Consider the following 11,675-nt stretch of genomic DNA (forward strand, 5'->3'; position numbering starts at 1 on the left):
TTAAATATCAGAGATTCTATTTTTGGACCAAAAAAAGGATTTTTGATAAACTTTTCTTTCTGTTTCCCAATATATAAAATAATATGATGGAAACAAGGTCATAATCTTAGACTTGTTTTGTGCATTTTGTTCATTGTAAACTATGGGAGTAATCAACAATGGAGAGGGAGGTTTTTCATGAAATTAACTTTTTTTCAGGAACTGCGTAAGAATAAGATGATGTATCTGATGACACTGCCAGGAATTATTTTCTTTATTATTTTCTGTTACATACCAATGGCGGGATTGATCATTGCATTCCAGGATTTCAACATGATAAAGGGGATTTTCGGAAGCAAGTTCAATGGAATCGAAAACTTTAAATTCCTGTTTCAGACAGGAGACATCTATAAGGTAACAGCCAATACCTTATACTTAAACATTTTATTTATACTGTTTTCAACTGTTTTTGCAATCGCACTGGCAATTATGTTCAATGAAACAAGGCAGCGCCATTACAAAAGGATTGCTCAGACCATTTCCCTGCTTCCCTATTTCATCTCCTGGGTAGTGATCTATCTGATTCTTTATTCCTTTGTAAACAGAGAAAATGGGATCATTACGATGATGCTTGCCAGATTCGGAATCGAACTGAAGGTGTTTTCTTCCCCTAAAGTCTGGCCTGCGCTCCTGGTATTCTTGAAAATATGGCAGGGGGCCGGTTACAGTGCAATTGTCTATATTGCCTCCATAACCAGCATTGACACAGGAATCTATGAAGCCGCCAGCATAGATGGTGCCTCCAGATGGAGCCAGATCACCAGGATCACGCTTCCTATCTTGCGGCCTACCATTATTCTCATGACACTGTTTAGTGTAGGGCGGATCTTTTATGGTGATTTTGGTATGATCTATGCTTTGGTGGGTGATAATTCCCTGCTGTTTCCTACAACCGATGTAATTGATACTTATGTTCTCCGTTCCATGAGGAATCTTCAGGACTATGGTATGGCCACAGCCACCGGGATGCTCCAGTCCGTACTGGGATTTGTTTTTGTCTATTGTGCGAACAAACTGGCGAGAAGCATCGAACCGGATTCTGCAATATTTTAAAAGGAGGGAAGGAAGATGTCAAATATTATACCAGGCAGGAAGCGGAAGATGAAAATGTCCGGGAAGGACAGGGCGCTTGTAATCTTTTGCTATTTATTTACCGCAGTGTTTGCTCTTTTATGTATACTGCCCTTTTTATACGTGCTCGTTGGGTCCTTTACCGATGAAATGATCCTGGCAAAAAACGGATTCTCATTGTTTCCTCAAAAATGGTCACTGGCAGCTTATAAAACGGTATTTAAAGGCGGTCAGGTCATCAGTTCTTATGGTGTTTCCATTTTTGTTACGGCAGCCGGGACCGCTTTAAGCCTGCTTTTTTCCACTATGCTGGCGTATCCCCTGGCAAGCGGCAAGCTGCGCCACGGCAGGATAATCAATTTTTTTGTATATTTCACCATGCTGTTCAGCGGAGGGCTTGTACCAACCTATATGCTGATTTCCCAGTATCTGCATCTGCGTAATTCCATATGGGTGATGATTCTGCCGGTGCTGATTGTTCCCTGGAATATGTTCCTGCTGCGGAATTTCTTCCAGTCAATTCCTGATTCTCTTATGGAATCGGCCCGGATCGACGGAGCCAGTGAAATCACCATCATGTTTAAAATCGTGGTGCCATGTGCGGTTCCGGCTCTTGTCACGGTAGGCCTGTTCTATGCACTGTCCTATTGGAACCAGTGGTTCCAGGCCATGCTATATATTGATACTCCGGAAAAATTCCCTCTTCAGTATCTGATCATGAGGATGATGCGGGATGCAGACTTCACCAGGCAGATGGCTGCCATGGGCGTTTCGGCCGGTACGGGAGAGACAGTCCCCAGTCTGACCATAAAACTTGCTACGGCAATGGTAACAATCGGACCCATTGTGCTGGCATATCCATTTGTCCAGAAATATTTCACCTCAGGAATTATGGTAGGTTCCGTAAAAGGGTAACCAGCCGGCAAATCGGCATTGAAATAAAAGGAGGATTAAAATGAAAAAAAATTTAAAAAGACTGGCTGCAATGACTCTTACAGCGGCTCTTGCAGTCTCAGTCACAGCATGCAGCAGTTCAAAAAACACGGGGGACGGAGCGAAGGACCCGGAAAGCGTCAGTAAAACAGCGGAAAGCAGCGGCCAGGTGCCGGAAACGACTCTTAAGATCTATATGTTCGGCGGCGCGGAGAATCAGGATAAGGTTCTAAATAAGTTTTATGAACAGACAAAGGACACCCTTAATACAAAGCTGGACTTTGTATGGTCGCCGGCATCTGATTATATCCAGAACATCCCGCTGCTGATTCAGAACAAGCAGGAGGCAGATCTTGTCTTTGATGCTTACTGGATGAATTTATCCAAAATGAAGAATGAAGGTGCTTATGCGGACATTTCCAAGTACTTTAATAATGATGAATATCCAGGCTTAAAGGCAGCGTTCCCGGAATCGGTGATTGGTCAGGTAAGAGAACCTGACGGGGCAATTTATACGGTGCCTCTCTATGAGGTGGCAGATGACCAGTCCTTTTGCTTCTTTATCAGAAAGGATTTAAGAGAAAAGTATCACCTGCCGGAGGTCAGGGATTTGGATACCTTCCGCCAGTATTGTGATGCAATGGAAAAACATAAGGCAGAGGAAGGCCTGGTGGCTCCCATCGGTCTGGCAGAACGTGGATTTTTCAAGTTCCAGGACAGAGAGCTGACAAGAAGGGCCAATCACATATTTGGCATTCCAAACACCGGCGCCAATGCGACCATGGAGATCCAGGCGCTGCTGAATGAAGAAGGAACGAAAGTGCTGGCGGTAGCAGGAATCGGTGATCCGGATGAGGCATTTGCAGAATTCCCGGAACCGTTTCATACCAATTATATGGATGCCCGCTATGTGGAACTGGCAGAAACGTGGAAGCCCTATGTGCAGAAGGACTCAAACGTAGAGCAGGATGCCAAAAAGAACTTATTCTATACCGGAAAGGTGGCAGCAGTGGAAGGCGCCCTGGACGGCTATGGGGAAGTAGCGAGAGAAATTGAAAATTTTACAGGAATAAAGGATAATGTAGAAGTATTCCTGTATGATGAGGTAGAGCAGAAGAGGGATAAGATCGTAAAAAACAACTTAACCACCAACAACTTTTTGTGTATTCCTTACTATTCCACCAAAATCGACCAGACCATGAAGTTCCTTGACTGGATCTATTCCAACAGAGCCAACCACGACCTGTTCCAGTATGGCATAGAAGGGGAGGACTGGACTGCGGTAGGAGACAGCCAGTATGAATCCTTAAATGCAGACAACAAATATGTATTCCCTGGCTATCAGCTGACATGGAACCCTAATTATGCCCGGATTGAGAAAAATCTTCCGGAGAAGATCAAGGATTATTATGAAAACTATGTCAATCTGCCTGATAACTATACAGAGTCCCCCATTGCCGGATTTGTATTCAATGCAGGCGAAAATTCGGAAGTAAAGAGAGCGTATGCGGCCTATACCAATGTACAGACCGAGTACTATTCCACACTGGCCAATGGCATTTACGGGGATCAGACCGAGAAGGTAATCGGTGAATACTATAAGAAGGCACAGGCGGCCGGAATGGAGACCGTCAAGGAAGCGGTGAAAAGACAGCTTCAGGAGTATCTGGATTCAAAAAACAAATAATATACACAGTTAAATGGAGAGGAATATGAGCAGGATCGTAAATTATCCGGCTCCGAAAGGAGCTTGTTTACAGCATGATTTTCAGATAAGGATCAGGGAACAGGAAGGGAAGGAGTGGAAGAACGTAGACTGTTATCAGGTCAAGGTGGATATGCATGAGGTACGGACGGCTTCCATGGCTTATTTTTACTTTACCGGAGAAGTGGAACTGGAAATTACCTGTCCCGAAATATTTTATATTTACCAGGTGAAGGTACGTCCTCTTAATGCCGGTGTTAAGGCGGACTATGATTCTAAAACAATACGGATCAAGCTGGACCGGCCCCAAAAGCTTTCCATAGAAGTAAATGAGGATCAGTTTCATAATCTTCATCTGTTTGCCGGAGAAATTGAGGAGCAGGAACCAGATCCGTTCAATGATAACACGTTATATTTGCCCGGAAGTCCGGACCGGGTATCCGTTCACAGAACGGAGGAGCTGATGGCTGAGGCAGAGAAAAAGCCGAAGGGGAGAACCATTTACTTTGGTCCTGGTGTCCATTATCTTGAGGAATGTACAATGAGAATTCCATCGGATACCAATGTGTTTCTGGCTGGCGGTTCAGTTCTTGTAGGTACCTTTATTGTAAGCAGATCAGAAAATGTGAGAATTTTCGGGAAGGGCTGTCAGTATCTGGCTGGTTTTGAACGGTTTTCCGGTCTGAATGCAGTGAGACTCAGCCATGCAAGGAATGTCACGGTAAAAGGGATTCATATGATTAATCCGCCTCACTACAGTGTCTATATAGGAGGATCTTCGGATATAAGCGTGGAGGATATCACTTCCTTTAGCTGTGAAGGCTGGTCCGATGGAATTGATATTATGAGCAGTCAGAATATCTCGGTCAGAGACTGTTTCCTGCGGACTTCCGATGACTGTATTGCCATATATGGGAGAAGATGGGCTTATAACGGCGACACCTCCCATATCACGGTCAAAAACTGTACTCTATGGGCTGATGTGGCCCATCCTACCATGATCGGCACCCATGGTGATTTTGAACAGGAAGGAAATTGTTTAGAAGATATACATTTTGAAGATCTGGACATACTGGAACATCATGAATACCAGGCGGAATATTTAGGCTGTCTTGCCATCAATGCAGGCGATAAGAACACAGTCAGGAATATTTTCTATGAAAAAATACGGATCGAGCAGATATCTCACGGTAAAATACTGGATTTTCAGGTAAAATGCAATCCGGATTATAATCCGGAACCCGGAAGAGAAATCAAGGGAGTGTCCTTAAAAGACATCTGGTATTGGGGCAGCGGGGAAGTTGAGTCCGCGATCTGCGGATACAGCCCCTTATCCCCTGTTACCGGTGTTACCATTAAAAATCTTTATATCCGGGGGAAAAAAGCAGAGGATTTTTCAGAGGCCGGAATCCGTGTTGGAGATTTTACAGAGGATATCGTCATTTCGTAAACATGTTCCTCTTTCCCATCAGATTTATGAAAAATAAATCTTGCAGAATAAAAAGGATTGTGATATTATAAGTAAAATTCATTGTGGTAAATTGCTGAACTGTTATAAATTTCAAAAAACAGGAAACCATATACTGCAGGAATGAAAGCTGATATCGAAAAAGGCAGAGAAGGAGACTCTGGCCTATGGACCTCGACAGGAAGAGGGCGTCACCGACTGAGAGCGCCGTCATGTGGGACTTGGCTATGGGAACACTCCGGAGCCGGTAAGCCGAAGCGGCCATGGATCGTAAAGATTTTTGGTGTCATGGGTAGGTTTATCCGTATACATGCGTTAAATGTTTGAGTGGAGACATTTGCTGGTCCGTTAGCTTATTTTACGGAAGCATTCATTGCAGATGTTTCAATGCGGGTGGTACCGCGGGAGATTATAGCCATATAAATCCCGTCCCGGAATATGTAACTGTATTCCGGGACGGGATATTTTATTGTCAAAAACCCTTCACCGGAATCAAAGCAATTACATTTAGGTAAGGAGAATAGAACTATGGAATTCATCAAAGGTGTGAAACAGAAAGAAACAATGGAACTCTCAGAAGTAAGTTCCAAAGATTACGCAGGAAAGACCATCCGCATGGAAGGCACGGTCCATACCATCCGGGATATGGGAGAGGTGGCATTTGTGATCCTCCGCAGGGCAGATGGACTGGTACAGTGTGTCTTTGAAGAAGGAAAAACGGATTTTGATTTAAGCCTTTTAAAAGAGGAATCCGCCATTCGGGTCACAGGAGTGGTATCTGCGGAAGAACGGGCACCTCATGGGTTTGAACTCCGTTTGACGGCAATTGAAGTGTTATCACAGCCGGCGGAGGTGCTGCCCATTGCCATCAGCAAGTGGAAATTAAAGACTTCCCTTGAGACAAAGCTGGCACTTCGACCCATTACGCTGCGCAATCCCATGGAGCGTGCCAAGTTCCGCATACAGGAAGGGATTGTAAGGGGATTCCGTGATTTCCTTCATCTTCAGAAGTTTACGGAGATTCGTACACCAAAGATCGTAGCCCGCGGTGCAGAAGGCGGTTCAAACGTATTTAAGCTGGATTATTTTAATAAAAAAGCAGAACTTGGCCAAAGCCCTCAGTTTTATAAACAGACCATGGTAGGTGTGTATGACCGGGTGTTTGAAGTGGCTCCGGTTTTCCGTGCGGAAAAACACAATACCACAAGACACATCAATGAATACACCAGTATGGATTTTGAAATGGGATATATCGACAGCTTTGTGGAGATTATGGAAATGGAGACCGGTATGCTTCAGTATACCTTTGACCTGCTTTTGAAGGAGTATGCACCGGAGCTTAAGATGCTAAAGGTCCAGCTTCCCGATGTGTCAAACATTCCCATGGTCCGCTTTGATCAAGCAAAGGAACTGGTTTCAGAAAAATATAACCGGAAAATCAGAAACCCTTATGATCTTGAGCCGGAGGAGGAAGTGTTGATCGGCCGTTATTTTAAGGAAGAATGCGGAAGTGATTTTGTATTCGTCACTCATTATCCATCGAAGAAACGTCCGTTTTATGCCATGGATGATCCTGCCGATGAACGGTTTACCCTGAGCTTTGACCTTTTGTTTAAGGGGCTTGAGATAACCACCGGAGGTCAGAGAATCCACGATTATGACACCATTGTAAAGAAGATGGAGTCCAGAGGAATGAATCCGGAAGATATTTCTACCTATTTAATGATATTCCGGTACGGTATGCCGCCTCACGGCGGCCTGGGAATCGGACTTGAGCGTCTGACCATGAGGCTTCTTGATGAGGCCAATATCAGAGAGACGACTCTTTTCCCAAGAGATGTTACAAGACTGGAACCATAGAAGGAGGCAGAAGATATGGCACACATCATTGACGATGAAACGATTGAGTATGTTGGGATTCTGGCAAAGCTGGAGCTCAGCCAGGAAGAAAAAGAATCAGCAAAAAAGGAAATGGGCCTTATGCTGGATTATATCGACAAATTAAATGAACTGGATACAGAGGGCATCCTACCCATGTCTCATGTGTTTCCGATTGACAACGTGTTCCGGGAAGACGTGGTGGAAAACGGTGATGACAGAGAAAACATCTTAAAGAATGCTCCCGAAAAGAAAGACGGAGCCTTTAAGGTGCCAAAGACAGTGGATTAGGGGGAGCGCAGATGACGGAGAAAGAAATATTGTCCCTTACGGCCGTGGGCCTTGGGAAAAAAATCAAGGAAAAAGAAGTAACCTCTGTGGAAGCCGTAAAGGCAGTTCTAAGCCAGATAAAAGCCATGGAGCCGGTGCTCAACAGTTATGTTACGGTAGAGGAGGAACGTGCCCTTCGCCAGGCAGAGGAAGTACAGAAACGGATTGATGGGGGAGAACTGACCGGACCGCTGGCCGGGGTTCCCGTAGCAATCAAAGATAATATCTGTATCAAAGATATAAAGACTACCTGCAGCTCCAAGATTCTATCGGATTTCGTTCCCACCTATACGGCTCAGGCGGTAGAAAACTTAATTAAGGCAGGGGCCGTGATCCTTGGAAAGACCAACATGGATGAATTTGCCATGGGAAGCACCACAGAGACCTCAGCCTTTGGAGTGACCAGAAATCCATGGAATCCGGACCATGTTCCAGGCGGATCTTCCGGCGGTTCCTGTGCGGCAGTCGCTGCGGCAGAATGCTTTTATGCGCTTGGCTCAGACACCGGCGGCTCCATCAGACAGCCCGCCTCCTACTGCGGAGTCACAGGCTTAAAGCCGACTTACGGGACCATTTCCAGATATGGCCTGATCGCTTACGGCTCTTCTCTGGACCAGATCGGACCGGTGGCAAAAGACGTAACGGACTGTGCCGCAATATTGGAAGTGCTGGCGTCTCATGATACCAAAGACAGTACCTCCGTGGAATGCAAGGATTACCGGTTTACAGAAGCACTGACCGGTGAGGTGAAGGGGCTTAAAATAGGGATTCCTGCCGATTATCTGACGGAAGGACTGGAAAAAGAGGTAAAGGAAGCAGTCTTAGATGCCGCAAAGGTTTTGGAGGAAAAAGGAGCAATCGTGGAGACCTTTGACCTTGGAATGGTGGAATATGCCATACCTGCCTATTACGTCATTGCTTCCGCAGAAGCCAGCTCCAACTTATCCCGCTTTGACGGCGTGAAATACGGCTATCGGGCAAAGGAATATGAAGGTCTTCACGGCATGTATAAAAAAAGCCGTTCCGAGGGCTTTGGAGCGGAAGTGAAACGCCGGATCATGCTGGGGTCCTTTGTACTCAGTTCCGGTTATTATGATGCTTATTATCTAAAGGCATTGAGAACCAAGGCATTAATCAAGAAGGCATTTGATGAAGCGTTTGCAAAGTATGATGTGATTCTTTCGCCGGCAGCACCTACCACAGCGCCCAGGCTCTCGGAAAGCCTCAGCGATCCGTTGAAGATGTATCTGGGAGATATTTACACCATTTCCGTAAACCTTGCCGGGCTTCCGGGCCTTACGGTTCCTTTTGGCACCGATAAGAAAGGTCTGCCCATTGGGGTTCAGTTTATCGGCGATTGTTTTAAAGAGAAGAACATTCTCCGGGCCGGCTATGCATTGGAACAGGATAAGACCTACGAAATGCCGGAGATGGCTTTGAAAGCCATGGCAGGAAGGGAGGAGAACTAAATGAGCAAACAGTATGAGACAGTCATCGGCTTAGAGGTCCATGTGGAGCTGGCGACCAAAACAAAAATCTTCTGCTCCTGTTCGACAGAATTCGGGGGAGCACCCAATACCCATACCTGTCCGGTCTGTACCGGTATGCCAGGTTCTCTTCCGGTGCTTAATAAACAGGTGGTGGAGTATGCCCTTGCTGTAGGTCTGGCTGCAAACTGTAAGATCAACCAGCGCTGCAAGTTTGACAGAAAAAATTATTTCTACCCGGATAATCCCCAGAATTATCAGATTTCCCAGCTTTATCTTCCCATCTGCCACGATGGCTATGTGGAGATTGATACGGCCGCAGGCAAGAAGAAAATCGGAATCCACGAGATTCATATGGAAGAGGATGCCGGAAAGCTGATTCATGATGAGTGGGAGGACTGCTCTTTAGTCGACTTTAACCGAAGCGGAGTGCCTTTGATCGAAATTGTTTCCGAACCGGATATGAGAAGTGCGGAAGAGGTCATCGCTTATTTGGAGAAGCTTAGGCTGATCATCCAGTATCTGGGCGCTTCGGACTGCAAGCTTCAGGAAGGCTCCATGAGAGCCGACGTCAACTTATCGGTGCGTGAAGCTGGTGCAGAAGAATTCGGTACCAGAACGGAAATGAAAAACTTAAACTCCTTTAAGGCCATCGCCCGTGCCATCGAAGGGGAGAGAAAGCGCCAGATCGAGCTGATCGAAGAAGGAAGGCTGGTTACACAGGAAACCAGAAGATGGGATGATAACAAAGAATCCTCTTATGCCATGCGTTCCAAGGAAGATGCCAAGGATTACCGCTATTTCCCGGACCCGGATTTACCTCCCATCATGATCAGTGATGAATGGATCGAAGCTATTAAATCCAGACAGCCGGAGCTTCGGACCGAGAAGATGGCAAGATATCAGACAGAATACAAGCTTTCGGAATACGATGCGGAAATTATCACCGGTTCCAAGCATATGGCGGATATCTTTGAGGCGGTGACTGCCATCTGCGGGAAGGCCAAAGAGGCCGCCAACTGGCTGATGGTGGAAGCCATGCGCCTGTTGAAAGAGCATGAGATGGAGCCGGAAAATATGTCTTTTTCCCCGGAAAACCTTGCAAAATTAATTCAGTTAGTGGATAATGGAACCATTAACCGAACCGTGGGCAAAGAGGTCTTTGAGAAAATATTTACAGAGAATGTGGAGCCGGAACAGTATGTAGAAGAACACGGACTCAAGGTTGTAAATGATGAAGGCGAACTGCGAACGGTCATACAGGGGATCGTTGCAGCAAATCCCCAGTCCGTTGAGGATTACCATAACGGAAAAGAGAAAGCCATGGGCTTTTTGGTAGGCCAGACCATGCGGTCTATGAAGGGGAAAGCGGACCCGGCGGCAGTCAACCGTATTTTAAAGGAGCTTCTGGGTTAATGGAGTCTATATGAGGAGGAGTAAGGAATCTATGAAACCGTATGTTGAGATGACAAAGGAAGAGTTACAGCAGCTGAAAAAAGAACTTTCCGTACAGTATAAGGAATTTCAGGGAAAGGATTTAAGACTTGATATGTCAAGGGGAAAGCCCAGTGCAGAGCAGCTTGACATATCCATGGGAATGATGGATGTGTTGAGCAGCAGTGATGATTTGACTTGTGATGACGGAACCGACTGCCGCAATTATGGGGTTCTTGACGGCATCAGGGAGGCAAAGGAGCTGCTTGCGGATATGATGGAGGTGGCACCGGATTATATCCTGATTTACGGCAATTCCAGTTTAAATGTCATGTACGACACGGTTTCCCGCTCTATGACCCACGGGGTCATGGGAAGCACCCCCTGGTGCAAGCTGGACAAAGTAAAGTTCCTTTGTCCGGTCCCTGGATATGACAGACATTTTGCGATTACCGAATATTTCGGGATTGAGATGATCAATGTTCCCATGACCTGTGACGGACCGGATATGGATATGGTGGAAGAACTGGTGGCAAACGATGAGTCCATCAAAGGGATCTGGTGTGTGCCCAAGTATTCCAACCCACAGGGGATTTCCTACTCTGACGAGACCGTAAGGCGGTTTGCCCGCTTAGAGCCTGCTGCCAGCGATTTCCGGATTTACTGGGATAACGCATATTCTATCCATCATTTATATGAACATGACCAGGATCATTTGATTGAGATTCTTGCCGAATGCAAGAGAGCGGGCAACCCGGATCTTGTATATAAATTCGCATCGACTTCAAAGGTAAGCTTCCCCGGTTCCGGCATCGCAGCCATTGCGGCCAGCCAGAACAACCTGGTGGACATCAAAAAGCAGTTAAAGATCCAGACCATTGGACATGATAAGGTGAATCAGCTTCGCCATGTCCGGTTCTTTGGGGATATTCATGGAATGGTTGAGCATATGAAGAAGCATGCCGATATCATAAGGCCCAAATTCGAGGCCGTCATCAACATTCTGGAAAAGGAGATCGGCGGACTCGCCATCGGGGAATGGACCAATCCCAAAGGCGGCTATTTTATTTCCTTTGATTCCTTAAACGGCTGTGCCAAGGCCATTGTAACAAAATGCAAAAAAGCCGGTCTTATTATGACTGATGCCGGAGCCACTTATCCATATGGCAAAGATCCCTATGACAGGAATATCCGCATTGCCCCTTCCTATCCGATGTTAAAGGATCTGGTTTTGGCGATGGAGTTGTTTGTCTTGTGTGTGAAGATCGTGAGCATTGATAAGATTCTGGCAGAAAAATAAACCATACTATTATGGAAAAAGGCAGGTTGG

Annotated in this window: 9 protein-coding genes; all 9 read left to right on the forward strand. The window is 45.9% G+C overall.

Going from position 1 to position 11,675, the window contains the following annotated elements:
• Nucleotides 1–177 precede the first annotated feature (177 nt).
• The 9 genes from VIG27_RS03380 (at nt 178) to VIG27_RS03420 (ending at nt 11,645) form a co-directional block, all read left to right on the forward strand.
• Nucleotides 178–1,092, forward strand: a complete 915-nt coding sequence (locus VIG27_RS03380; protein ID WP_394525201.1) for an ABC transporter permease — start codon at nt 178–180, stop codon at nt 1,090–1,092.
• A gap of 15 nt (nt 1,093–1,107) precedes the next feature.
• Nucleotides 1,108–2,025 (forward strand): carbohydrate ABC transporter permease, encoded by a 918-nt coding sequence (locus VIG27_RS03385; protein WP_394525203.1) that lies wholly within the window; start codon nt 1,108–1,110, stop codon nt 2,023–2,025.
• Between the two features lie 40 nt (nt 2,026–2,065).
• Complete coding sequence (locus tag VIG27_RS03390; RefSeq protein ID WP_394525205.1) at nt 2,066–3,730, forward strand: ABC transporter substrate-binding protein; 1,665 nt, start codon at nt 2,066–2,068, stop codon at nt 3,728–3,730.
• 25 nt (nt 3,731–3,755) lie between these two features.
• Nucleotides 3,756–5,198, forward strand: a complete 1,443-nt coding sequence (locus tag VIG27_RS03395) for a glycosyl hydrolase family 28 protein (protein WP_394525208.1) — start codon at nt 3,756–3,758, stop codon at nt 5,196–5,198.
• Nucleotides 5,199–5,744: 546 nt separating this feature from the next.
• Complete coding sequence (gene aspS, locus VIG27_RS03400) at nt 5,745–7,076, forward strand: aspartate--tRNA(Asn) ligase (RefSeq protein WP_394525210.1); 1,332 nt, start codon at nt 5,745–5,747, stop codon at nt 7,074–7,076.
• 15 nt (nt 7,077–7,091) lie between these two features.
• Nucleotides 7,092–7,385, forward strand: a complete 294-nt coding sequence (gene gatC / locus VIG27_RS03405; protein WP_394525211.1) for an Asp-tRNA(Asn)/Glu-tRNA(Gln) amidotransferase subunit GatC — start codon at nt 7,092–7,094, stop codon at nt 7,383–7,385.
• Nucleotides 7,386–7,396: 11 nt separating this feature from the next.
• Nucleotides 7,397–8,893, forward strand: a complete 1,497-nt coding sequence (gatA, locus tag VIG27_RS03410) for an Asp-tRNA(Asn)/Glu-tRNA(Gln) amidotransferase subunit GatA (protein ID WP_394525213.1) — start codon at nt 7,397–7,399, stop codon at nt 8,891–8,893.
• A complete protein-coding gene (gatB, locus tag VIG27_RS03415; protein ID WP_394525216.1) occupies nt 8,894–10,327 on the forward strand; it encodes an Asp-tRNA(Asn)/Glu-tRNA(Gln) amidotransferase subunit GatB in 1,434 nt (477 codons plus the stop codon).
• A gap of 31 nt (nt 10,328–10,358) precedes the next feature.
• Nucleotides 10,359–11,645, forward strand: a complete 1,287-nt coding sequence (locus VIG27_RS03420; protein ID WP_394525218.1) for an aminotransferase class I/II-fold pyridoxal phosphate-dependent enzyme — start codon at nt 10,359–10,361, stop codon at nt 11,643–11,645.
• Nucleotides 11,646–11,675: the final 30 nt, after the last annotated feature.

Origin of the sequence: Lacrimispora sinapis, from assembly GCF_043633585.1 — a bacterium.
GTDB classification, from domain to species: Bacteria; Bacillota; Clostridia; order Lachnospirales; family Lachnospiraceae; genus Lacrimispora; species Lacrimispora sinapis.